The 23400-nt window shown below is 60.5% G+C and carries 23 protein-coding genes, 2 tRNA genes and 1 pseudogene; 15 read left to right on the top strand and 11 right to left on the bottom strand.

Going from position 1 to position 23400, the window contains the following annotated elements; genetic code table 11:
• The first annotated feature begins 196 nt into the window (after positions 1–196).
• The 3 genes from JF290_RS16600 to JF290_RS16590 all read left to right on the top strand — a co-directional run bounded on the left by JF290_RS16600 (position 197) and on the right by JF290_RS16590 (position 3551).
• On the top strand, positions 197–1579 hold the full coding sequence (locus JF290_RS16600) for a M20/M25/M40 family metallo-hydrolase (protein ID WP_199026018.1): 1383 nt from the start codon (positions 197–199) through the stop codon (positions 1577–1579).
• A complete protein-coding gene (locus JF290_RS16595) occupies positions 1576–2451 on the top strand; it encodes an alpha/beta fold hydrolase (protein ID WP_199026017.1) in 876 nt (291 codons plus the stop codon). The genes JF290_RS16600 and JF290_RS16595 overlap by 4 nt, the downstream gene beginning before the upstream one ends.
• 104 nt (positions 2452–2555) lie before the next feature.
• Positions 2556–3551 carry an META domain-containing protein gene (locus JF290_RS16590; protein ID WP_199026016.1) on the top strand — a complete coding sequence of 332 codons (996 nt, stop codon included), beginning with the start codon at positions 2556–2558 and terminating at the stop codon, positions 3549–3551.
• A 3-nt stretch (positions 3552–3554) separates the two neighbouring features.
• On the opposite strand, the gene JF290_RS16585 is transcribed toward JF290_RS16590, so the two are convergent.
• The gene (locus tag JF290_RS16585; protein ID WP_199026015.1) at positions 3555–4427 is read right to left on the bottom strand and encodes a glycosyltransferase family 2 protein; all 873 of its coding nucleotides are present in this window, start codon (positions 4425–4427) and stop codon (positions 3555–3557) included.
• A 181-nt stretch (positions 4428–4608) separates the two neighbouring features.
• On the opposite strand from JF290_RS16585, the gene JF290_RS16580 reads away from it, so the two are divergent.
• The gene (locus JF290_RS16580; protein ID WP_328701282.1) at positions 4609–5277 is read left to right on the top strand and encodes a hypothetical protein; all 669 of its coding nucleotides are present in this window, start codon (positions 4609–4611) and stop codon (positions 5275–5277) included.
• A gap of 19 nt (positions 5278–5296) precedes the next feature.
• On the opposite strand, the gene JF290_RS16575 is transcribed toward JF290_RS16580, so the two are convergent.
• From JF290_RS16575 to JF290_RS16560, 4 genes are all read right to left on the bottom strand, one after another.
• Positions 5297–5373: transfer RNA gene (locus tag JF290_RS16575), tRNA-Asp, on the bottom strand.
• Positions 5374–5509: 136 nt separating this feature from the next.
• A tRNA-Asp gene (locus JF290_RS16570) sits at positions 5510–5586 on the bottom strand.
• A gap of 96 nt (positions 5587–5682) precedes the next feature.
• Positions 5683–6621 carry a pirin family protein gene (locus tag JF290_RS16565; protein WP_199026014.1) on the bottom strand — a complete coding sequence of 313 codons (939 nt, stop codon included), beginning with the start codon at positions 6619–6621 and terminating at the stop codon, positions 5683–5685.
• Positions 6622–6725: 104 nt separating this feature from the next.
• A complete protein-coding gene (locus tag JF290_RS16560; protein ID WP_199026013.1) occupies positions 6726–7253 on the bottom strand; it encodes a hypothetical protein in 528 nt (175 codons plus the stop codon).
• Between the two features lie 314 nt (positions 7254–7567).
• On the opposite strand from JF290_RS16560, the gene JF290_RS16555 reads away from it, so the two are divergent.
• The 4 genes and pseudogenes from JF290_RS16555 to JF290_RS19845 all read left to right on the top strand — a co-directional run.
• On the top strand, positions 7568–8872 hold the full coding sequence (locus tag JF290_RS16555; RefSeq protein ID WP_199026012.1) for a tyrosine-type recombinase/integrase: 1305 nt from the start codon (positions 7568–7570) through the stop codon (positions 8870–8872).
• Positions 8790–9563: a hypothetical protein gene (locus tag JF290_RS16550; RefSeq protein ID WP_199026198.1), complete on the top strand. Its 774-nt coding sequence runs from the start codon at positions 8790–8792 to the stop codon at positions 9561–9563. The genes JF290_RS16555 and JF290_RS16550 overlap by 83 nt, the downstream gene beginning before the upstream one ends.
• Before the next feature lie 108 nt (positions 9564–9671).
• The gene (locus tag JF290_RS16545; protein WP_227363422.1) at positions 9672–9845 is read left to right on the top strand and encodes a helix-turn-helix transcriptional regulator; all 174 of its coding nucleotides are present in this window, start codon (positions 9672–9674) and stop codon (positions 9843–9845) included.
• A 3-nt stretch (positions 9846–9848) separates the two neighbouring features.
• Positions 9849–9944, top strand: a pseudogene (locus JF290_RS19845) (hypothetical protein); the annotation flags it as partial.
• Here the strand turns inward: JF290_RS19845 and JF290_RS16540 are convergent.
• Positions 9932–10285 (bottom strand): hypothetical protein, encoded by a 354-nt coding sequence (locus JF290_RS16540; protein WP_233155481.1) that lies wholly within the window; start codon positions 10283–10285, stop codon positions 9932–9934. The pseudogene JF290_RS19845 and the gene JF290_RS16540 overlap by 13 nt on opposite strands.
• Before the next feature lie 349 nt (positions 10286–10634).
• Here JF290_RS16540 and JF290_RS16535 point away from each other — a divergent pair, with 349 nt between their 5' ends.
• Both JF290_RS16535 and JF290_RS16530 read left to right on the top strand, forming a co-directional pair.
• On the top strand, positions 10635–11687 hold the full coding sequence (locus JF290_RS16535; RefSeq protein ID WP_233155480.1) for a DUF1214 domain-containing protein: 1053 nt from the start codon (positions 10635–10637) through the stop codon (positions 11685–11687).
• A 50-nt stretch (positions 11688–11737) separates the two neighbouring features.
• Entirely contained in the window at positions 11738–13174 is a 1437-nt protein-coding gene (locus tag JF290_RS16530) for a DUF1254 domain-containing protein (protein ID WP_199026009.1), read from the top strand.
• A gap of 217 nt (positions 13175–13391) precedes the next feature.
• Here JF290_RS16530 and JF290_RS16525 read toward each other — a convergent pair whose 3' ends face one another.
• The 3 genes from JF290_RS16525 to JF290_RS19840 form a co-directional block, all read right to left on the bottom strand.
• Positions 13392–13625: a DUF1145 domain-containing protein gene (locus tag JF290_RS16525; protein ID WP_199026008.1), complete on the bottom strand. Its 234-nt coding sequence runs from the start codon at positions 13623–13625 to the stop codon at positions 13392–13394.
• Between the two features lie 91 nt (positions 13626–13716).
• On the bottom strand, positions 13717–15795 hold the full coding sequence (locus JF290_RS16520; RefSeq protein ID WP_199026007.1) for a hypothetical protein: 2079 nt from the start codon (positions 15793–15795) through the stop codon (positions 13717–13719).
• Between the two features lie 254 nt (positions 15796–16049).
• Positions 16050–16406 carry a helix-turn-helix transcriptional regulator gene (locus JF290_RS19840; RefSeq protein WP_199026006.1) on the bottom strand — a complete coding sequence of 119 codons (357 nt, stop codon included), beginning with the start codon at positions 16404–16406 and terminating at the stop codon, positions 16050–16052.
• 173 nt (positions 16407–16579) lie between these two features.
• On the opposite strand from JF290_RS19840, the gene JF290_RS16510 reads away from it, so the two are divergent.
• Positions 16580–17590 (top strand): AraC family transcriptional regulator, encoded by a 1011-nt coding sequence (locus JF290_RS16510; RefSeq protein ID WP_199026005.1) that lies wholly within the window; start codon positions 16580–16582, stop codon positions 17588–17590.
• A 575-nt stretch (positions 17591–18165) separates the two neighbouring features.
• Here the strand turns inward: JF290_RS16510 and JF290_RS16505 are convergent.
• Positions 18166–19920, bottom strand: a complete 1755-nt coding sequence (locus JF290_RS16505; RefSeq protein ID WP_199026004.1) for a hypothetical protein — start codon at positions 19918–19920, stop codon at positions 18166–18168.
• Between the two features lie 153 nt (positions 19921–20073).
• On the opposite strand from JF290_RS16505, the gene JF290_RS16500 reads away from it, so the two are divergent.
• The 4 genes from JF290_RS16500 (at position 20074) to JF290_RS19750 (ending at position 23128) form a co-directional block, all read left to right on the top strand.
• Positions 20074–20307 carry a hypothetical protein gene (locus tag JF290_RS16500; protein ID WP_199026003.1) on the top strand — a complete coding sequence of 78 codons (234 nt, stop codon included), beginning with the start codon at positions 20074–20076 and terminating at the stop codon, positions 20305–20307.
• A gap of 159 nt (positions 20308–20466) precedes the next feature.
• Positions 20467–21264, top strand: coding sequence for a hypothetical protein (locus JF290_RS16495; RefSeq protein WP_199026002.1), 798 nt, complete (start codon positions 20467–20469; stop codon positions 21262–21264).
• A 95-nt stretch (positions 21265–21359) separates the two neighbouring features.
• Positions 21360–22754 carry a metal-dependent hydrolase family protein gene (locus JF290_RS16490; RefSeq protein ID WP_199026001.1) on the top strand — a complete coding sequence of 465 codons (1395 nt, stop codon included), beginning with the start codon at positions 21360–21362 and terminating at the stop codon, positions 22752–22754.
• Positions 22755–23005: 251 nt separating this feature from the next.
• A complete protein-coding gene (locus JF290_RS19750; protein WP_255625767.1) occupies positions 23006–23128 on the top strand; it encodes a hypothetical protein in 123 nt (40 codons plus the stop codon).
• Positions 23129–23275: 147 nt separating this feature from the next.
• Here JF290_RS19750 and JF290_RS16485 read toward each other — a convergent pair.
• Positions 23276–23400: transposase (locus JF290_RS16485; protein ID WP_199026000.1), on the bottom strand; the 125-nt coding region annotated here is incomplete at its 5' end.

Genomic DNA, 23400 nt, shown 5'->3' with positions numbered 1-23400 from the left:
TTTTTCGGGTACGTGTGAATAGGTAGTCGGCGCGCGGTCTCATTCAGGCCGCGACCGGGGAGAAACGGCAACGGCTGGCGGCGCGGAATAGCAACCCGTCGCCGGTCGTTGTGATTTCCACGTCGATTTCGCCACGGGCTGGACATGGCCCGCCCCGCTGATACGGTCCCTCGCGAGTCACACAGAGGAACCTCCCATGGCCCTGAACGATGTCCTGTCGCGCATCGACGCCGACCTGCCCGCTGCAACCGACCGGCTGATGGAGCTGTTGCGCATTCCTTCGATCTCGACCGATCCGGCCTACAAGGCCGATTGCGACAAGGCAGCGGACTGGCTGGTCGCCGACCTGAACGCGCTCGGCGTCAAAACCGAGAAACGCGCGACACCGGGCCACCCGATGGTCGTGGGTCATGTCGACGGCGACGGCCCGCACCTGCTGTTCTACGGCCATTACGACGTGCAGCCCGTCGATCCGCTGAACCTCTGGACCCGCGACCCGTTCGATCCGCAGATCGAGGATACGCCCGCGGGCCGGGTGATCCGGGGGCGCGGCGCTTCGGACGACAAGGGCCAGCTGATGACCTTCGTTGAGGCCTGCCGGGCCTGGAAGGCGGTCAATGGCAGCCTGCCCTGCAAAATCACCTTTTTCTTCGAAGGCGAGGAGGAAAGCGGTTCGCCCTCACTCGTTCCCTTCATGACCGACAACGCCGAGGAACTCGGCGCCGATATCGCGCTGATCTGCGACACCTCCATGGTGGCGCGGGGAGTCCCGTCGATCGCCTCGCAGCTTCGCGGCATGCTGAAGGACGAGTTCACCATCATCGGGCCGCGTATCGACCTGCATTCAGGCCACTACGGTGGCCCGGGGCTCAATCCGCTGCGCGAGATCGCCCGCATCGTGGCGTCCTTCCACGACGAGGAGACCGGCCGGGTCGCGGTCGAGGGCTTCTACGACGGTGTTCACGAGGTTCCCGCCGATCAGCTGCGCCAGTGGCAAAGCTGCGGATTCGACGAGGCCGATTACCTCAACTCGGTCGGATACACCCAGCCGCACGGGGAAAAGGACTATTCCACGCTGGAGCAGCAATGGGCCCGCCCCACGCTGGAAATCAACGGACTCTGGGGCGGCTACAACGGCGCCGGGTCCAAGACGGTGATCCCGTCCGAAGCACATTGCAAGATCACCTGCCGGCTTGTCGGCGACATGGACCCGGACGATCTGCGCCGCAAGATCCGCGCCCATGTCGAGGCGCGCCTGTCGCCGGACGCCAAGGTGCGATGGGACAACGACCTCGAAGGCGCGCGCGCCTCGGTGATGAACATCGACCGGCCGGAATTCGAAGCCGCGCGCCAGGCCTTGTCCGACGAATGGAAGCGCGAGGCCGTCTTCTGCGGCATGGGCGGCTCGATCCCGATCGCCGGCCATTTCAAGTCGATTCTCGGGCTCGACGCGATGCTAATCGGCTATGCCAATGAAGACGATGCGATCCATTCTCCGAACGAGAAATACGACCTGCAGAGCTTTCACAAGGGCATCCGCAGCTGGGCGCGCATTCTCGACGCGCTCACCCGCGCATGAGCGCCCTCCCCGGGTTCACCGACGACGTGGCCGAGGTGAACGGGCAGAGCATCGCCTATTCCCGCGCCGGCAGTGGTCCGCCCGTGCTGCTGTTGCACGGGTTTCCGCAGACCCGCGCCATGTGGCACGGCATCGCCCCGCATCTGGTGGACCGCTTCACAGTGATCGCCGCCGACCTGCGCGGCTATGGCGACAGCAGCAAGCCCGACGGCGTCGCGGCCTACACCTTCCGCAACATGGCCGCGGACCAGCGCGCGCTGATGGCCTCGCTTGGCTTTGACAGCTTTCACCTCGTCGGCCATGACCGGGGCGCGCGCACCGCACATCGCCTCGCGCTCGACGCTCCGAAGGCCGTCGCCAGCCTCACGCTGATGGATATCGTGCCGACACAACTGCTGCTCGGCGACCTTAAGACAGAGGTGGCCGCGGCCTATTACCACTGGTTCCTCCTCGCCCAACCCGCCCCTTTCCCCGAAACCCTGATCGGGCATGATCCCGATTGGTACTACGAATCCTGCCTGACCGGCTGGGGCGGCTGCGAAATCGACGATTTCCACCCGGACGCACTTTATGCCTATCGGCAAAGCTGGCGCTGGCCTGACACGATCAACGCCATGTGCAACGACTACCGCGCCGCACTCGTCCATGATGTCAAGCATGATGCGGCAGACCTGTCGCGTCGGGTGACTTGCCCGGCGCTGGTGCTCTACGGTATCGATGGCGCCATGGCGAAACACTACGACGTTCCGGCAACCTGGGCCGACCGGCTGAGCGACATGCAGTCGCGCGCCCTGCCCGGCGGCCATTTCTTTCCGGACCTGCATCCCGACACCACGGCTGAGGTGCTGGGCGATTTTCTGGCCGGCTTGTAACCTTCCGCGACGTCCCGATGCGCAGCGCTTGCGACGCCGCGCCCCGTCCCCATCTCAATCGCCAGACCCGATGGACCCACGACCCAGAAAGACGAGACGACACCATGCCAAGACTATTCAAGATGATGCCGATCGGCCTCGCCGCCGCGACCCTGCTTGCCGCCCTGCCTCTGGGCGCGCTGGCGCAGCAGAGCGATGACGCCGACATGATCACCGTCACCGGACAGATCAGCTATCTCCAGCGGATCGCCCTGCAGCCCGGCAGCACAGCCACCGTCACCGTCAGCGACGTCTCGCGCGCGGATGCCGCCGCGCCGGTGCTCGCCGAAGCCTCGATTCCGGGCCGGCAGGTGCCGATCCCGTTTTCGCTGGAAGTGCCGACACAGGACATGACCGAGCGCGGCCGCTATGCGCTGCGGGCGGTGATCCGCGACGCCGCGGGCAACCTGCGCTGGACCACTGACACCAATATCCCGGTCGATCCGACGCAAGCGGTCAACGATCTGGGCACCGTGAACCTGATTCAGGTCACGACCCTCTCCGCGGCGGATGAGGCGACCTATCTCTGCGGAGATCGCAAGGTGACGGCGCGGTTCACGCCCGGCACCCTGGCGTTGACGATCGATGGCGAACTTCGCAACCTCCGGCGTGTGCGCGCCGGATCCGGGGCGCGCTACGCCACCGAGGACGATAGCCTGTCGTTCTGGGACAAGGGTCTGACCGCGCTTCTGGAAACGCCGGAAGGCAGCACCGAATGCACGCGTGAAACGGCTGGACTGACCGGTGGCAGCTGGCGCGTCGAGGATATCAACAACGCTGGCGTGATCGACAATTCCCAGACCAGCCTCTCGTTCTCCGAGGATGGCACCGTGTCGGGCCGGGCCGGCTGCAACCAGTACAGTGGCAGCTATACCCGCGAGGGCGACAGGCTGACCTTCGGCCCGCTGGCGGTCACGCAAAGAGCCTGTCTTCCGGCGCTCGCCGATCAGGAGCGCAAGTTCTTGGACGCGGTGTCCGGCCCGATGACGATCAGCTTTGACGCGACCGGGGCGATGATCCTGACCGGAGACTCCGGCGGCCGCATCCTTGCGCGGCGCTGAGCGTCAGACCAGACCGACGAACCGCTCGGGCAGCAGGTATTGCGCCTGCTGGGCGGGCCGGTCGAATTCCCAGTACCCGGTTTCGCCGCGCGGTTTCCAGCTGCGCTGCATCCGGCGGCGGAGCGGGGCCATGTCGAAGCCTTCCTGCATCGGCAGCTGACTGAACCCGTCAAACACCGCATCATCCTCGCCGCGCGCCTCGGCGAACCAGTGCCGCCCCACCGCCGCGCCCTTGATCCCGGTGCCGATCTCGGCGGTCATCGCGTTGCGCCGGTCCATCGCCGCCCCATAGGCCGCGCGGTCACAGTATTTCAGGTGCAGCAGATACAAATGTTCGGGTGTGTGCAACTTGTCATACTGGGTGAAATGCCCACCCCGCGCAATCTTGGTGCCCACGGACACCACGCAGGGCTTGGAATAATGCGGCGCGACTCGCACGTGGCGGCGCGGCCCGAGGATGCGCTCACCGATCGGCGCGGTCTCGACATCGGTGCGATGGATCACCTCCAGCCCCAGCGGCGTCAGCACCCGGTTGACCGGCGTTTCGCGCAGGAAGGACAGCAGGTCGCGGCCCGCGGCCGGGTCCAAGACGACCAACTCGTCGACATCGCCCACGATGACGTGGTCGTAGTAGCAGCGCAGCCCCATGACGAAGTTGTTCAGCATCCGCCAGCGCTTCATGTCGAAATTCTTGTGCGCGTCGCCCGGAATGCCGATCACGTTGCAACCTTCGGCCAGCGCGGTGACCTCCGGCCCGCGCCCGTGGTTGATCACATAGCAATTCTCCCGCCCCAGCGCGCCGCCGTAGTGACACAGCCAGGCAGCCAGGAAAAACGCGTCGTCGCGCACCATGGTCAGGGCGGCTGCTGTCTGCATCTGGGGCGTCCCGGTCCGGTTTTGTCTTATGCTTAACCTTCGAGCGGATATAAGAGAATCACAAATTTTCCGTGCGCCGCACCGCCGTGGACCGTGAAAGGAGCCCGCCCTGCTGCTCTCCGACTTCGCCGAAACCGGTCTTTTCATCTACCGCACGGCCACTGCGCCGACGCGCTTCCAGGTGCTGGGCGAACGCTCCTCGGGCACGAACCTCGCGCGGAGACTGCTGGCGCGCAACACGCCCCTTGCGCCAAGCGATGTGCTCGGGTGGAAACACGGCTTCCCCTCGATGCTGGCGATTCCCGCCGACCTTGCGGTGATTTGCATGGTGCGCAACGCGGCCGACTGGGCTCTGTCGATGCACGCCAAGCCCTGGCACGCCACGGCGTCGCTGCAAGCGCTGCCCTTTTCCGACTTCATCCGCGCGCCGTGGCACAGCACGATCGATCGCGCGCGCTACTTCCCAGGCGCCGAGGAGCTGGTCGGCCAGTCCCTGCAACAGGACCGCGACCCGCTGACTGGCGCGCCCTTCGCAAATCTCTTTGAACTGCGCCGGGCCAAGCTGGCTGCGCTGCTGGGCTATGCCGCGCGCGGCTGCACCTGCGTGGTGCTGCGCGTCGAACGGCTGCAGGCCGACCCGCAAGGCGCGATCGACGAGATCGCGGGCGGGCTTGGCCTCGCAGCGCGCGACGCCCGGTTCCGCCCGGTGGGCAAACGGCTTGGCGCACGCTTCAAGCCGGTGCTGGCGGACCGTCCGCCGACGCCCGACTCGCTCACACCGGCGGATCTGCGATTCCTTCAACGCCATTGCGACACGCAGCAGGAAGCCGCACTCGGATATGTCTATTGATCTGGGCAAGGGAAAGAAGTGGCGCGGTTGACGGGGCTCGAACCCGCGACCCCCGGCGTGACAGGCCGGTACTCTAACCAACTGAGCTACAACCGCGCGATGTCGGCGCAATAGGCCAAGCCCGCGCATCGGTCAAGCGGATAAGTGCGCCTATGGAACATTCGCGCGGCCCTGACACGCATCCCCAAAACGCGAAAAGGCCCGCCGGAGCGGGCCTGTCGTTCTGCAGCAGTGGCGCGGTTGACGGGGCTCGAACCCGCGACCCCCGGCGTGACAGGCCGGTACTCTAACCAACTGAGCTACAACCGCTCGCTGCGTTTGGCGGTAATATGGCGCACACTCTGTGCCGTCAAGCAGGGTTTTGCGCAAAATACCGCATTTCGCGACCGCGGTCCTCGGTGTGGCCTACCGCTCAGGCAGTGGAATGAATTCCCGGTCGTCATCCGGCGGCAGACGGAACCGCCCGTGCTGCCAATCCCCCGCGCGCCAGGCCTCCTTGGCCGCCTCGATCCGGTCCCTGGAGGAGGCCACGAAGTTCCACCAGATGTGGCGCGGCCCTTCCAGCGTGGCACCACCCAGCAGGATCAACCAGGCCCCCTCGGGCCCCGCCTTGGCGCTGATCCGATCTCCCGGCCGGAAGACCATCATCCGCCCGGCCTCGAACACCTGACCTGCCACCGTGACCGAGCCCTTTACAACGTACACGCCCCGGTCTTCGTGATTGTCCGGCATCGGAATGGCGGCCCCCGGGTCGAGCCGCGCATCGGCATAGAACATCTCGGATGGCACCGGCACCGGCGCGGATGCACCATAGGCCGATCCGAGGATCAGCCGTACCTGCTTGCCGCGCCCCTCCAGCAACGGCAGATCATCCTTCGGCACATGGACGAACTGCGCAGGCGCGTCCTCCTTGTCCTTTGGCAAGGCGATCCAGGTCTGGATGCCGAACATGTCGTAGGGTGCCGCCAGCGCGTCTTCGTCCACCCGTTCAGAATGGGTCACCCCGTTGCCCGCCGTCATCAGGTTGACCGCGCCCGGCTCGATCCACTGGTTCACGCCCAGGCTGTCCCGATGATGAAACCGACCGCTGTAAAGATAGGTCACCGTGGCCAATCCGATATGTGGATGCGGACGGATGTCGATGCCCTGCCCGGTCAGAAATTCGGCCGGGCCCATCTGGTCGAAGAAGATGAACGGCCCGACCATCTGCCGCTTGGGGGCGGGCAGCGCACGGCGCACTTCGAAATCGCCCAAGTCACGGGCTCGCGGGACGATCACGGTCTCGATCGCGTCCACCGCGTCGCCGATGGGGGTATCGGGGTCTAGAATCGGGTTCCAACTCATGGTGCGGTCCTTTCAGTTGACACCCCCGCTTTTACACCCTCACCAACTTCGAACAAATCCTGCGAATTTTGCCTCTTTCTGTGCAATTTCGCACACACAACGACTCAGCCCAACTGCGCGCGGTTACAAGCCCGCGCCGCCTCCATCGCCTTCTTGGTGCCAGTCAGGTCCACGGTGAACATGCCGTCATTGCCCGGAAATACCGTCATGTTCCGCCCATTCGCCACGGCATCGGCGAAAGCCGGGTTGTTGGCCAACACGTAGCCGCCATTGTAGCCACCCGTCACGTTGCCCTTGATCCCGGTCACCTCAGACTGAAAGACCATGCCGTCGATCTCGATGAACACCTCTTCGGTTTCGCCCTGCGCCAGATCGGTGTCGATCTGCGCGAAGACACCGACATAGCCAAAACGGTGATCCGCGGTCAGGCCCATTTGCACCACGCGCCCATCCTGCGCCCGCTCGATCAGACACGAGCCGCGCGCGATATCGACATAGACGACCCATTCGCCGACTTCGCCGTATTTCCTGAACCCGTCATCGCCGGGTGGCACCACCTGCTGCGCCTGCGCCAGCGTGCCCCACACAAGGGCTGCCGCCAGAATCGAACCGGAAAGTCTCGGGAAAGTCATAAGGGCCACTCCATTGTCCTGCCTGAGGAAAAATGTAGAAGCGCCGGCGCGTCCCGTCGAGCGGTTTCGATGCTTCAAGCGAGTCGAAGCAATCGCACAGGTGTCATTCTTATGAAATCCACGTCCCGGCATATCGGGGATCAAAGGGCAAATGGTGCGGCCGAGATGCATCGAAGTAATTGTTCACACATGTTCAGGTTTGCTCCAAAATAACTTATAATATTTTGATTTTAAATATTTACTCTGACACCGCCGCATCTTCTTGCTTCATACTGTTCCATAGTACACCGTCAAAACTGGGGAATATTTGGGGAATGAAGCCGATCGGAAAGCTCCCGCCGAATATCCTGAAAACTGCAAAACCTGGCAAGTATTCTGACGGTGGTGGCTTGTATCTTCTGGTCACTGGCAGGACAGACAAAGGCCAAGCAAAGGGCAGTTGGATTTATCGCTACACCTACCTCAAGCAGCGATACGAAATTGGTCTTGGCTCGGTGCAATCCTTGTCTCTGGCGCAGGCGCGTAGCGAGCGGGATCGCTGGCGTGAGTATAGTACCGACAAGCGACACCCCATGAACCCCATCGACGCAAAGCGGCTGCTCGAAGACGAGGCGCAAGCCGGACGCGGGGCTCGAACTCTCGCTGAGGTGGCCCCGATAGCTTTCGAGGCGATGAAGGGTACGCTGAAGGATGGCGGGGAGGCCGGACGGTGGTACTCCCCACTCAGGTTGTACGTGTTGCCGACGCTTGGCGCGAGAAAGATCGAGGACATCCATCAGAGAGACATCGTGAAGGCGCTGGAACCAATCTGGAAGACGAAGAACCCAACCGCGGTCAAGGCTTTGAACCGCTTGGGAACCGTGATGAAACATGGCGCTGCAATGGGCTTGGAGGTGAACCTGAACGCGGTGTTGAACGCAAGACAACTTCTGGGCCACCCGGGGCACAGGGTGCATAACCATCCCTCACTGCCTTGGAAGGAAATTCCCTGCCTGTATCAATCGCTGAATCCCGTCAGAACTGCCCAACGCGCGTTGATGTATTACATTCTGACAGGCGGCGGCCCACGGATGAAGCCGCTTCGATACGCGCATACAAGCCAGTTCCAGAATGGGATCTGGACTGTGGCAGGAGACGCATTGAAGAGCCGCGTTGGGCAGGAAGCAGACTTTCGGATACCAGTCACCCGCGAAATGCAAAGACTGATTGACCTGTCACTTTCAGAATCGGAGACCGGGCATCTGTTCCCATCTCCGCGGTCGAAACCTGAGGCACCGAAAGTAATCAGCGATCAAGCCATCGAGAATATCATGAGAAATCTGGAAACGGAGTGGGGCTGGTCGGAACCTTACCGACCTCATGGATTGCGGGCCACGTTCCGGTCCTGGGCCTCCGAGATAGACCCTAGCCTTTATGCCGTGGCCGAAACAGCACTTGCCCACAAGATCGGGGGCATAGTCGAACGCACATATGCCCGCCACGACTTTCTCGATCAACGCCGGGACTTGATGGAACGGTGGGCTGATCATCTTATGGGTGGAACAGCGCCTGCTGATCGTCGGAACCAGCCAGTGGAATGGTCAAGCGTCGGTCGCCCCGGTTTTGTCAGGAAGACATGACGTGGATGCAGAAACACTTCACTACATGCGATTATTTGGCCCGGATGGGGCCTGGATTCCACGTCCAGACTACATGATTTTGTCGGTAATGTCCGTTCCCGACTTGACTACCGCGGGCCAAAAGACACCTGACCTGATCTCGATCCAGCATCTCTACAAGACGATGCTGGCGGAGGACGAACTAAATCCGGCGGCGACTGACGGGCACCTTTCAACCTACGCGGCCAATGCGAAGAACGACTTCATTAAACGATTTATGACTGAGCGGGTCTACGCCGGGCAAGTTGTTGTTGAACTGGTGCGCATTGCTGAGGCCACCGGCGAGCCTCCGTCGGTCAATGCCGCGCGGCGACTGGTTGCCTACAATCATCATGAGCATTTCAGGACTGGAGCGCCCGATGGTGCAAGACGGGCAGTCGAAAAGGCTTTCCGGAGGTTTCAAAGCTCTGCACATCTTCAGGCGGTGATGATTCTGAAGCGATCACTTCTGAAGGAACTGGAAGGGAGCGAAGAGAAGTGTCGCGAGTTTCTCGGCACCGCACGAGCAGTCGAGAGTTTCGTTGATAGCAATGTTGTCTCAGATTCCTTCAAATGGAACCCGCTGCGAGTCCCGGAAACGATTGAAAAAGTTTCTAAAATTGACTTTCCACGGCTTTCAGATCGGGAGTTGAAGGCAGCCGGCGTAACGTGATCCTCGGGGGACGGCAAAAAAATCCCGTCTCCAGCATCCCAAAAAAATTCGGAACGATGAGGGGCACATTGAAACCTCTCGGAGTGACGTGAAGTGAAACACCCAACCATGAAAGACTTGCGAAAGATGCTTGGCGGTCGGGGCCGCACGACCATCTATCGTGACATCGCAGCGGGGCGCCTGCCTACGCCCACCAACATTGGTGGGATCAACTACTTTCCCGAAGATCTGGTTCAAGCCGCGCTCCAGCAACTCCGTTCCGACACGGAATTGGCGGACTGATCGATGAGTATCAATATCTCCAGCCAAGTGTGGAAAACCGGACCGAGTGATCGTGGGGAAATGTTGGTGTTGTTGGCTTTGGCTGACTACGCCGACAAAAATGGAAAGTGCTGGCCGTCCATGGCCATGATGATGTCGCTAGCGATCTGCGTGATGCGGTCTCGGCTTGATAGCACGCGCTGGAGCGTCCCCAAAAGCTGTTGTTGCGACGCTTTGGCTACAAGCGTCAACCCCTTTGTCTTGGCCTCGAACCATGCATCGATCTTCGCAGGCGAGGTGACGCACTGCTCGATTTCCCGCGTTTCGTAGCGCAGGTCCAACATCACGCCGTCCTCAACGGTCTCGTCAAACCAGTACGGCGTGTCGATGTATGAGCCAAACGTCTCCAACGACATGGACTTGTCCGATTTGAGCAGCGAGGTGCCCGTGAACGATTTCAAGCCTCGTGGCGCGAAGGTCGTTGCTTAGCCACTCTTGCAAAACACTCTAAAGCAAAGAGAAATTGCGGCAGTCTCCGGACCGAGAGAACGATTTCGCGAGGTCGAGTGACGGAGGGAATGGGACTAGAGTCCAACGTTCTCCACCCAAGTCAGTGCAATGATGGTCCCTTTTGTTGACCGCATCACACCTTATTCTGCCGTGATACTAGTGCGCGAAAGCGTCGCGAAATGGTAAGAAGGCGCGCTTGTTCTGGCGCTATTATGGCGCAGAACAGTTGGTATCCGGTTCGTGGGTTGGCACCGCCTGACTTGTTCAGGCCGCCAATTTCACGCGCGTCCAGAAAACCTGTTGTTCAAGCAAATTGACAAAAATGAGTGCTTCAAAATGATGTTCCCCAAACCCTCCAACCTTTTTGCATGTGCCCTATTGCTTGCCGGGACCGCCACACAGGCGGAATCCGTCAAGGTCAACGTGATGAACTTCGTCACGGCGCAGACGGCCATGCAGTTCGACACCTATCAGAAACAGGCCGGTGGGGTGAACAAGGTGCTCAACATCCGCGAGCCGGTGGCGATCGACAACCAGCCGACAATCCGGATGAACCGCGACACGCTGTACAGCTTCATGGTGGTGGACATCAGCAAGGGCGCGACCGTCACGCTGCCCGATGCCGGAACGCGCTATCGCTCGATGATGGTGGTGAACGAGGCCAACTATATCAATGCGGTCTATCTCGATGGTGGTGCCCACGAGCTGACGAAAGAGCAATTTGGCTCGAACCACGTCTGGATCGGCATTCGCACGCTGGTCGATTCGAACTCGGCCGACGATATCAAGGCCGTGCATCAACTGCAGGACGCGGTCAGGATCGAGGCGACTTCCGCCATGCCCTTCACCGCGCCGGACTATGATCAGATCAGCTACAAGGCCACGCTCGAACCGTTGCTCAACCTTGGCAAGGGTGTGCCCGATTCCACGGGCTGGTTCGGATCGAAGGAAGACACAACACCCATCGGCCACCTTGTCGGCACGGCGGTCGGTTTTGGCGGGTTGCCGCAGAAGCACGCCTTCTACCTGAACGTAAATCCCGGCTTGGCTGTAGGAGAGTATCAACTGACCGCCAAGGATGTCCCAGTTCGAGCGTTCTGGTCAGTCAGCCTCTACAACGACAAGGGCTATTTCCAGAAGAACCCCGAAGGCGCCTACAACTTCAACAGTGTCAACGCGAAGAAAAACTCCGACGGCTCAATCACCATCAACTTCGGTGGCTGCGATGACGGCCGCGTCAATTGCCTGCCGATCATGGAAGGGTGGAACTATGGCGTGCGCCTCTACGAGCCCGAAAAGGCGATCCTCGACGGCAGTTACGTTTTCCCCTCGGTGGAAAAGGTATCGAAGTGACCTCGGCCGGCCCGAACCAAGGCAGCCCTTTGCATATTGGAAAGACTAAAATGACGTTCAAAGCACAAATCGCGACCCGCGCACTGGGCATGGCGGTCGCGCTGTCCGGTCTTGCCGCCATGCCGCAATCTGCGGGTGCGCAACAGGCGCTGTCGGCCGATGAGGCGAAATCCATCGCCGAGGAGGCTGCCATATACGGCCTGCCGATGGTGATGAACTACAGCGTGATGTACCAGTTCGCGATCGACAAAAACAGCAGCCAGTACAAGGCGCCGTTCAACCAGATCAAGAACGAAGCCCATCTGGCGTCGCCGAAGGATACCGCCATCGTCACGCCGAACAGTGACACGATCTATTCCTTCATCTGGATGGATCTGCGTGCCGAACCATTGGTCGTCTGCGTGCCGGAGATCGAGAAATCCCGATACTTTTCCGTTCAGCTGATCAATCTCTACACCTACAATTTCGACTACATCGGAAGCCGAACAACAGGCAATGGCGCAGGATGCTACGCGATCGCCGGCCCGCACTGGTCCGGAGACACCCCGTATGGAATCGAGAAAGTCCTGCGTTCGAGCACCGAGTTCGGCTTTACGATTTACCGCACCCAGGTTTTCGGTCCGTCCGATCTTGAAAAGGCCAAGGGCGTGCAGGCCGGATACACCGTTTCCACCCTTTCCGAGCATACCAAGACCACGGCGCCAACCACGGCGCCCGCAGTCGACTGGATGAAGTTCGACACTGACTCCGCGAAAAAGGACCCGCTGAGCTACCTGGCGTTTATCCTGAAATTCGCACCGGCCACCGGCGACGCCGAACCGGAACAACCGCTGCGCGACAAGTTCGCCCGGATTGGACTGGAAGCGGGCAAACCATACCCTTCAACCGGTCTCCCGGACGACGTGAAAGCCGCCATCGCCGAAGGCCTGAAAGCGGGCGCACAAAAGGTCGAGGCCAAGAAGGCGAATGTCGGCCAAGTGGTCAATGGCTGGCAGATTTCGCAAGGTCTGTTCGGCGATCGCGCCATGCTGAAGGACGATTACCTGACGCGGGCAGCGGCGGCGCTAGTCGGGCTCTATGGCAACGATTCCGCGGAAGCGTTCTATCCGTTGACCCGGAAGGACGCGAACGGCAAGGACCTCGATGGCAGCAAGAGCAACTACACGCTGACATTTCCGGCAGGAAAGCTTCCGCCCGTAAATGCGTTCTGGTCGGTGACCATGTATGATGGAAAGACCCAACTCCTGATCGAAAACAGCATCGATCGTTATCTCGTCAACTCGCCCATGCTGCCCGATTTGCACAAAAATGACGACGGTTCGCTGACGCTCTACATCCAGAAAGAAGAGCCAACCGACTCCCAGGCAAAGGTCAACTGGCTGCCAGCGCCGGACGGACCGATCTACATGGTCATGCGCCTCTATTGGCCTGCCAAGGCGGCGTTGGATGGCGATTGGCAGCCGCCCGGGGTTTCGCCGGCGAATTAGAGCGGGCAGCCTGCACCGGCATGTGTTTGACAAGCGGCCGGATGCAAGAACCGCCCTTCTTGCCATTGCGGACGCGTGACGAAGCGTTTTCTCCCTGCCGGAGGTCACAAAAGGGCGCCGGTTTCCGGATGACCTCGATTTCTGGGGGCAACGCGGAGCCGGCTGCGATCATCGCTGCCCGGTCAAAGGCAAGAAGAGCGCTCCGGCACTCGCTCCGCTACAGGTAATGGCGGACATGGAAGTAGCCGAATACGAAGCTTTTGAGCAGATTGGGCCAGAACGGCTCTGGCGATTGCCTGAGTTTTCTCCACACAAAAGCCGTTTCAGCGGCGTGGGCGGCCACCAGCCCGCCCAACAGCCAGCTTGCAATCGTGGCCCAGATGCCCGGGTAGGCGTAGAGCAGATTCAACAAACCGAAGGCCCAGAGGCAGAGTGCGAGTGCATGTCCCATCAACGCCCCCCGCGCTTCATCGGTGGGGGTGCCGCAATTCCGTGCGGCTCCCGTCGGTCGCTCTGGACCGCGATGCGCACCTTTGGGAACGTCACGGCAATCTGACCTGCCCCCCAACAACCGGCGTTATGACAGGTTTCGCGGCACCGTAGAAAACCACGATGGTGCTTGCCGGGAACCGGGTCGACTGGGCCTCGTCGGGGTCTTCGCTGAACCCTGTCTTGGTATCGTCCCAGCCGTTGCCGACCCAAACGTTGCCAGCCGGATCGACGCCGATCGGCGCAACGATCTGCAACCCGCCGACATAGCCCTCCGATGGCGTGATCGGATCCCCCGTTGTCATGCCGGGCGGGCAGGTTTCGGTGCGGAAGCCGCAAATCTGGGTGATCGAGTGGCTCGTCGAACTCGCGACCCAGACGTTGTCATTGCCGTCGATAGCGACACCCCAGGGCCCGGTGATTGCGCCATCTGCGTTAAAGGGGCCAAGTACCGTTCCGTCGGGGCGGATCACGGAGATATCTCCACCGGGAAATTCGCTGATGATCTCCCATAGATTGACCCACATATGGGCCGATATCTCGTCGGCCGACTCGGTGCCCTTGCGGGCAGCGAGCTTGCTTTCGATCGTCTGCTTGACCAGCGCCAGTTTCTCGGATGTGCCCGGATGCCCGACGAGATTGCCAATCCAGGCATTTCCCTGGCTGTCGATGGAAATGGCGTGCGGGCTGAACCCCACCTTGATCTCCTCGGCATTGCCGGGATCGTCCGCCGGAAAGCGGGTCACGGTGTCGGACGAACTGTTGGTGATCAGGATCCGGTTCTGAAGGTCGATGGCAATACCGAACGGACCTTTGACCTGAAGCGTGCCCATCTCGGGCTTTCCGTCAACGGTTCGGCCCAGGATGCGCCCCTTGCCCGGGTCGCCGCCCGGAATGTGAACGATCTGGCTGTTGCCATTGTCGACGGTCCAGACATCGCCGTTCGGGGCGACGATGACACCCTGCATATCCCCCAGTTTGCCACCGAAATCATAGCCGCCTTTGGGCGACAGCGGCGCGCCCGTCTTGCGGTCCAGCACGGAAATCGTGCGGCCGATCAGGTTGGTGAGCCAGACCTTGTCATCGTCCGAAAACGCAATACCCCAGCCCGGGCTGTCGAGCCCCCCGCCGGTATATCCGGTGATCGCGGGCGACAGAGGGGTGCCGTCGGTATCGAACCGGCCCACGCCCGCACCGAATTGCTTGAATATCGTCGTTTGAGACCCGATCAGCCAGTTATTGTTGGTCCAGAAATTGCCGTCCGCGTCCAGCGCGGCGCCGCCGACGCCGAAAAACCCGCCGCCGCCATAGACGAGCGACAAGGTCCAAGCGCTGGGGGCATAGAAAAGGTAGGGAACATGGCTCACGTTGCGGTAGCGCGCGCCTTCCGGGACCGGGTAGAAATCGTCGACCAGCCCGAACAACTCTTCCGCGTTGTGCCAGGGGTGGCGCGCGATGTTCTGCGCCGCCTGCAATGTGTCCGTCGGCACCGTTCCGTCAGGCGGTGTGGCGGCCGCGAACAGCTTGTCACAAGCATCAGGGATCGCCTTGACGCAGCCAGACAGCAGGATGCCAAGCGTATTGAACTTTGCAAGGGTGGTGGTCCGAGGCGCGTTCAGCGTGTCTGAGATGACCGGCCCCAGGCCGCCGGTCTCAAGATTCACGAAGTTCGGGACATTGCGCGACGCGATCTTCAGGCCCAGGGCATAGCCGGTCACATCTTTGCCGTCCAGAAATTGCGCGGCCGCGAAGGCAGAGGCGACCGTGGTCAATTCGTTGATTGTCACCTGCTCCGGGGCTTCGCCCTCAAGGAGTGCCATCAATGTTATTGCCGGGTTCGATCCCGCACCCACCGCCGTCTTCGCCTCGCCGCCCTCAGCGACAAGATACAGCACGCCCCCCGCGTCAGGTCCGTCGGCTATTCCCAAGCCGAACTCCCCGTTTTCGTCCGTACGCACGGCAGCAAGCATTCGAGGCGCATCCTGGCCGGCCTGCCAAGCCGACACCTCGGCTCCTGCGATTGGCGCGCCGCCGACCAAAACCCTGCCGTCGATGCGCTCCTGTGCCACGGCAGAACCCGCAATCAGCGCAGCCGCGGCGGCAATAGCGCCGAGCTTCGAAATACAAGACATGAATGAAATCCTCTCTCGGTTCATGGCGCTGAAGATCCATGATGTTGGATAAAACATGCACAAGGCCAAGTGGTGTGGCCTTGTGCGAGATGCCCGAATGCCTGGTTTCCGATGCGGGGCTGGATACCGGCCGAGGTGAACAGCCTGGATCTTGACGTGACGGTCATCGATTCATCCCATTTCCGCGGGCATGCTTTTTGACACCTCTAATTGATGATGGAAAAGGGCCTCTGTCTTACCATTTTACGCCACTCCTACGTTTGTGTACGGCCGCGTGGGGCCGCAAGGTGCCAGGCCCGTGGGGATTGTTTAGCGCGTTTCGCGAAGACCCGAGAAAATACGCCAGGCGTGGCGTAACCCAAGCGGGCGGCAATTTCGCAGACCGGCACTTTAGTCTGGCTCAAGAGAGCCTTCGCCCGCTCGTGACGCGCCGACAAGACGATCTCGCGGTAGCTCGTGCGCGCCTCGGCAAGGCGCCGCTGCAGCGTCCGGCTTGTTGTGCTAGTTTCGCGTGCGACCTCTGCGATCTTGGGCAGCTTCGAATAAGATAGGACCTTCACGATCGTACGAACGCGGTCCAACGTCAGCAAGTTCTTTGCATTTTGCGCCATAGCCGTCGTAAGCTGGCGAGGTATTTTGATGCAAGAGACCCAATTGTAATGCTGTGCGTCCCGAGAATCTTACCCATCGGCGCCACATGGCACGCTGCAGGAACGCCGGGCGCCCAAGCCATGGACACACAGGCACGCGGGGGCCCTCCCGGTTTCCGACATGGTGACCGCGAATGACGCATGTCCCGCTTGTTCGCGCCGTGCATCTGAATATCTACCTGGGCGTTCTGAGAGAAATCGGGGAGCCTGTTGATCGCTTGCTGAATCAGGTGGGATTGCCGGGGTCGGTCGAGGAAAGCCCGAACGCGTATCTGCTTGTTCCACAGGTGCTTGCGCTTGTCTCCGCCTGCGGCGGATCTCACGCCGCGATGCATCTCGGATTTCGTGCCGCACAATGCCTGTCGTTCGAGGGTCTGCGTCCGGAGACGCAAGTCGCATTCCTGAACGCGCCGAGCGGCCGCACCAGACTCGAAGCGATGGTGCGTCGCTGCAGCTTCGAGGATAGCGCGCTGGTCGGGGAGCTGGTCGAGGAAGGACGCAATCTGCGCGTGCGCTGCGACATGGTCGGGTTTGAAGAAAGTCCGGCGCTCGCTTATTCAGAATGGATCCAGATCTACGCCTTCATTTCCGCGGTACGCTCGATCGCGGGAGCAGATTGGTGTCCCGAGGAGATTTCGCTCGCAACGCATGGCACCCCGCCCGACGCCGCATCTGCGGCGTTGCCGAACACACGGATACTGATGGGCCAACCGCATTGCTCGATCCTTGTGCCAATCGAAACGCTGGCCCGTCCGTGCAATCGGCCCGAGGCCCAACCGAAGGGGTCTGATCCGGAGGCGCTTGCCCCTCCGCGGGGCTGGACCTACGGAGCGGGTCTGCGAGAAATGCTGAAGCCCTACATGAGCGATGCGCCGCTCGATCTTGCAAAGGCGGCAGAGATGCTTGACACAACTGCGCGCACCTTGCAGCGGCGGCTCGATCGGGATGGCATGACTTTCCGGCAAGTGCTCGACGAGGCGCGCTACGAGATCGCTTGCGACCTGCTCGCCGACCGCGCGATGAAGATCATCGACGTCTCATTCGCGACCGGCTACGAGAACCCCCAGCACTTTACCCGTGCTTTCCGACGGCTGGCCGGTATTTCTCCTCGGGACTATCGAAAGTCTCTCGCTTGCGCAGGTTAGTGCGCGCCGAGTCCTGCGTCTCGTCAAGTGTCACGGGTGGCGATGCTGTGCAGATCGAGGCCTGATCGCAATTCTTCGATCGGATCTACTCTACGGTCACTGTGACGGATAATCCGATGGCAGTTTAGCCTTTGAGCATGGCGATACGAACTTGCGGCTTGGCGACCTGATGGTCGGACTCTTGTGCCCAAAGAGACTATGGCTGGCCTCGCTGCCATTTATCTTCCCGGGTGTAGATTGTGACTGCGACTCCAGCAAGCACCACGGCGGTGAACGCTCAGCGCATTGTAGCGTAAACGCGTCTAATGTTTTGTTTCTCCATTCGGATCAATCGCTACCGGGATCTAGTCGGATTGAGCCGCGGTTCTATCAGCTACATTCGGGATACAATGACCCGGTTCACCTCGTCGTCATGCACCTTGTAAATGGTTCTTGCGAGATCGATCCGTAGACCTTGCTTCTGATAGCGACGACTGCATAGCGTTTTCATCCACCATCTTTCTGAAACCAGCCAATTCTCCCCGCCTTTCTGGGCAGTGCACTTGCGGCGCTTTCAAAGCGGGTCAAATGCTGGCTTATTCTCCAAGAGCTGCGCGTGCTTTGGTAATGCCCGTAAAGACGGCGTCGACGATGACTGGCGCAAAGCTATGCCCTTCAAGCCAGACCTTTGGATCCCCTGCGAGCCGTGGATCGAGTTCCGCCATTTTCGTCAATGCCTCGCGGGCGGCTGGTTCATTGGACAGTTCTGTGTGCGCGATTGCGAGGAGCGCCTGGCCGAATGACCAGCCATCGGCAGAGGCCTGTTCTGCAGCCAACTGCAGCTCTAACCATTCTTCCTTGATGAGATGATCAACGGCCAGCAAGTGAAAGTAGAATGGCGGCGGCGTCACGGAACGATCAATTGCCCGACGCATGATGGGAACGCCCTCGTCAAGACGCCCAGCAATCCCGTAGCGAATGGCTAGATTGGCAAGAGCGGCGGGGTCGTTCGGATTCACCTCGACCGCCTGCTGCGCAAATTCAATGGAGCGATCGATATTGCCCGCATACTGCTCGACATGGCTCATGGCTTGCAACGCATCTGTGTCTTGGGCGTCAAGATCAAGGGCCCGGGTTGCGGCTTGTCGGGCGAGGGCGAACGCCGCCTCCTTGGAGAGGTCCTGCTCATGGCCGAAACGCGCCGCGTCGTTGCGCAGATAGGCGAGCATCGCCCAAGCGCGGCCGTAATCGGGGTCTTCCCGCACGGTCGCTTCGAGGCAGTCCCGCACCGCCTGGTATTCATCGCGGTGATATGTTCGCCGGTAAATCTGTGCGCTTGCGACACATGCGAAGCCACGCAGGCTCGGATCATTTCGATCTTTGAGCCTTGTGGCGCGGGCATCCCGCAGCGCGTAGCCGTATTGCTGACCGATCGCAGAGGCGATTTCGGATGATATCGAATCCAGAATATCTGTGATGCTTTGGTTCGCCGCACCCTCCATGTAGCGTTCGCTCCAAAGCACCTCGAAGTCGTCCAGGCGGATAAGTTCCGCTCGAACGAAGAGCACTCCGCTCTCGTGCCAAACCCCACCGGCCACTCTGAACTCCGGCTTCAGAGTTCGGTCGATTGGTGCGGAGACATCAGAGACGCCTGCAACCTGATCGTTGGACAGATGCACGGCAAGGTCGGGAAATCTGATCAAGGCTGCTGCGATTTCGTTGGACAGCCCGGCTGCGACAAGCGTTTCAACCTCGTCCCCCGTTCTGGCGACGAACTCTTCGACCAGGAGAGCGACGCTTTGCTTTGAAACGGGATCGCTCTTTGGTGCGCTGCCTCCGGGTCGCATCGTCCAGAGAAACAGCGCCGCCACAAGTGCCATGCCGGCGATTGCGACAAGCCCAAGGACAAGGCTGAGTCTATTTCGCAAACCCAGTTCTCGTTGGCCGGTGCTATCGGGCTGCACCATCGCGGCCTCTGATCCGCGTCCTACTGTCCCCTCTTGCACGTCGAATTTCGGATGATACCGGCCCTTGGGGATGCTGATGCGGATGGGATCGTCCCGACCGATTTCCGCGTAATAGTTGTCGAGGTCTCGGCGGAGCTTGCGCGCCTCCAGACGCACAACCGGGTCCGATTGCTGGTCGAAATCAGACCCGCGTCCGAAGACCGCCATCGCGATGGTCGTCGCCTTCAGTTCGTCCTCACGGCCGGCCAAGCTCTCCTCGACGACGTAGCGAAGCATCTCGCGCCGTCGATCGCTTGATTGCAATTCTGGGAACGCGAGGATTCGGTCGAGCTGCCGACGGATGTTCTCGGCAGAGATCGGCGCGGGATCAGTGGGTTCGGGCATACAGGTAGGGCGCTCATGCGGGGTTCAACCGAAAGTTAGCACGAAAGATCCGATAGGTAACAGGATGCCCGATCAGCAAAATCCCATGTTGCAACATGTTTCAACGTTCCACGCGGCGGGTCATCGAGCGAAAGGTGACCACCGAGAAGACACATGGCAGACACTTACCTTGAGGCATTGACCTCGCGATTTCCCACACTCGAATGCGCCATCGCGCAGCTGCATCGCGACGACCCGAAGTTCCGGTCGGTCGGCGAGGAGATGGAGATGGCAGAGATGGCCCGCGCGCGTTGGAAAGACATGCCGGATCGGGCCGAGGAGTATGGGAGGATTCTTGAGCGCTTGGAGAAGGAGTTCCTCGACGCTGTTGTCAAAGACAACGGCTGAAGCCTGCGGCAGTCAGCGCCCAGAGCGCTGGATTTCCTCAAAGACTGAAAATACGCGGAGGACCTATACAAAGCCATGAACAGTAACCATTGGGAACCCATCCCGTTCCGCTCTGCGCCAACCTTTTCGAAGCTTTCACAACGTCTGCCAGTCTTCATCTTGATCCTGACACTCGCCGGCCTGTCGACGCCTTCGTTTGCTCAGGACGGGTCGAACCTGCCCGAGATCCAGCGCGATTTCGAAGAGATCAACAACGGGACGAATCCGACTCTGCTGACCACGCAATTCGGGGTCCAGTATCAGTTCAACCAGATCAATTCCAACCTGAATACCGGTCTGTTCGAAGCGTTCTACACGAAACCCTTCGGCGATGGCAGCCGCGCCTTCAGACTCACGGTTCCGGGGTCTGACAGCCCGTTTAACGCCAACCCGATCTTTGGCGGTCAGCCCGGAGTCGAATTTACCCTTGGCGACATCAGTCTCACCTATATCGACGTGTTCCACCTGACCGAAAGGAATGGGGCCGCCTTCACGTTCGAGCTTTTCCTCGACACCGCGCAGACCGACAGGGCAGGCTATGGACAGTTCGTTGGCGAAACTTCCGCGTTCTACGCATGGTTTCTGAGCAATGGCGCGATCTTCGCGCCCGCCTGGGTTCAAACCTTCGGCCTCCAAGGCGGCAATGCCCAGGGCGTGAATGTCAACACCACGACACTCGACTTCTACTACGTGCCCAAGCTGAAGAACCCCCGTTTCTATCTCACGTTCGACCCGGCGATTATTCATGATTGGGAAAACGATAAGACATTCGGCAGCCTGCAAGTCACGGCGGGGATGCTGACAGGCAAAGCTTTCGGAGGCGATGGCCAGGTCTTCATCAAGCCCGGCATTCTCTTTGGCGGCGACCGACCGGCCGAATGGTCCATTCAGGTCGGCTACAAAGTGCTGAACTTCTGACGGGCCGGGCCGACGAAGCGCTTTGACCAGGATCACGGCGAACCACGCAAACATCTCCCATCATCCTGAAAAGACATCATGAGGACCAAGAAACAATGAAAAACCGCTCCCTGACCTACCTTCTTTGCACCACGATCGCGGCCGCGCCCATCGGCGCGATCGCACATGAGGCCAACCACGCCGTCGTCCCGGCGGGTGTTATCGGGGAGATCGAAACCACTGATATCAAGATGAAATTCGACAACGTCGTCATCCGGGATGCGCAGATTTTCAACGGTTGCGACGATGGGCTGACTCAGGCCGATCTTCTCGTCACTGGGCAATTGATTTCTGGGATTGGCACCGACATCGACACGCCCGATGGCGCATTCGAAATCGACGCGGAAGGCTACACCCTTATCCCGGGCCTGATCGACAATCACTGGCACGGGGTCTTTGCCGAAGCGACCATCGCGCAACTTATGCTGACAGGTGAAGGCTATTGGAATCTGCTGGCCGCCAAGGCGTCGAACAATGCGTTGCTTCGCGGTTTCACAACGCTGCGGGATGTCGCAGGGCCCATGTTCGACATCGCCCGCGCGACCGATGAAGGCCTGATCGATGGACCACGCATCTTCGCATCGGGCCCGGCGATTTCGATCACTGCCGGACATCAGGATTTCCGTACAACGCGCGACGTTCCGACACCTCTGGACGAGCTGCACTCTTTCGAGCGTGGCAACATGTTTTACCTGGCCGACGGGGTGCCTGCAGTTCTCAAGCGCGTGCGTGAAAACCTTATGCAGGGGGCTACACACATCAAGCTTATGGCAGGCGGCGGTGTGACCTCAGCCTATGATCCCATCCATACGATCCAGTTCACGGATGACGAATTTCAGGCTGCCGTTGAAGCAACCGAGGCCTGGGGCACCTATGTGACGACCCACGCCATCAACGACGAGGCGGTGAGGCATTCGATCGAGAACGGTGCCAGGTCGGTCGAACACGGTCACATGGCCACGCGTGAGACCCTGCAGATGATGAAGGACCAGGGCGTGTGGCTCAGCATGCAGCCCTTCCTCGACGACGAGGACGCGCCCGCGCTCAACGAGTTCCAGAAGGAGAAGTACAAGTTCGTCACCGACGGGACCGATTTCGTCTATCGCACCGCCAAGGAATTGGGCCTGAAGATCGCCTTCGGGACCGATACGTTGTTCAGTGCGGACCTTGCGGAACGCCAAGGCGCGGTTCTTGCCAAGCTGCAGCGCTGGTTCACGCCGTACGAAGTCCTCAAGATGGCGACCTGCGACAACGCCGAACTGTTGAAAATGTCGGACAAGGTCACGCCTTATCCTCTCGGGTCCCTCGGCGTGATCGAGGAAGGTGCCTACGCAGACCTGATCCTCGTAAACGGCAACCCGCTCGAGGATATCGACCTTATCGGTGACCCCAAGGCAAACTTCGGCATGATCATGAAGGACGGAGTCATCTACAAATTCGACATGGAATGACATGGTCCGCCAATGGATCGTCCCAGTGTCCGACTATCCCTTCCGGCGCCTCCGGGCACCGGTACGCCGGACTCGCCTACCTTTGCGAGCAGCGACGACCCGAGACCTTAGGCTAGACCGCAAAGCGGACCGGTCTGGGCGCTGCCGGGATCGGGCGGGCGTGGCAATGCGGAGCTTTGGGGTTGTTCTCTCGGGAGAAAAACCCCCGGGGGCCTTTGATACCTCCATCCGCGAAACATGGCGTAGATCGGATGCTGTCATTCGTTCTGACCGTCGTCCGGCTGCTCAAGGCCATGGTGCGGTCGTGGACCGATCCGACCTCCCGCGCGACCTTGACCGTCGCGTTCCTGCTGCTCCCGAGTAGATTCGTGTAATATCTCAAAGCCGAGGGCTGGTCGTGGATCGATGCTACATTTTTCTCCGTCTCCACGATGTCGGCAGTCGCTGTACCGATCAAGGCCATGATTGAGAAGAAGCCGTCCTTCGGTTTCCGAACGGTCGCCTAGGCTCAGGACTCATAGCTAGTAGATGACCGTAGCGGCGAGAGCGATTGCCGAGAGGAAGACCTTCGGGCACCGGTCGTAGCGGGTGGCGACACGCCGCCAGTCCTTGAGCCTGCCGAACATGATCTCGATCCGATTGCGGC

Origin of the sequence: Sedimentitalea arenosa (assembly GCF_016428585.1) — a bacterium.
Classification (GTDB): domain Bacteria; phylum Pseudomonadota; class Alphaproteobacteria; order Rhodobacterales; family Rhodobacteraceae; genus Sedimentitalea; species Sedimentitalea arenosa.
The sequence above is the reverse complement of the archived record's forward strand: the minus strand, read 5'-3'. Positions and strand labels throughout refer to the sequence as shown.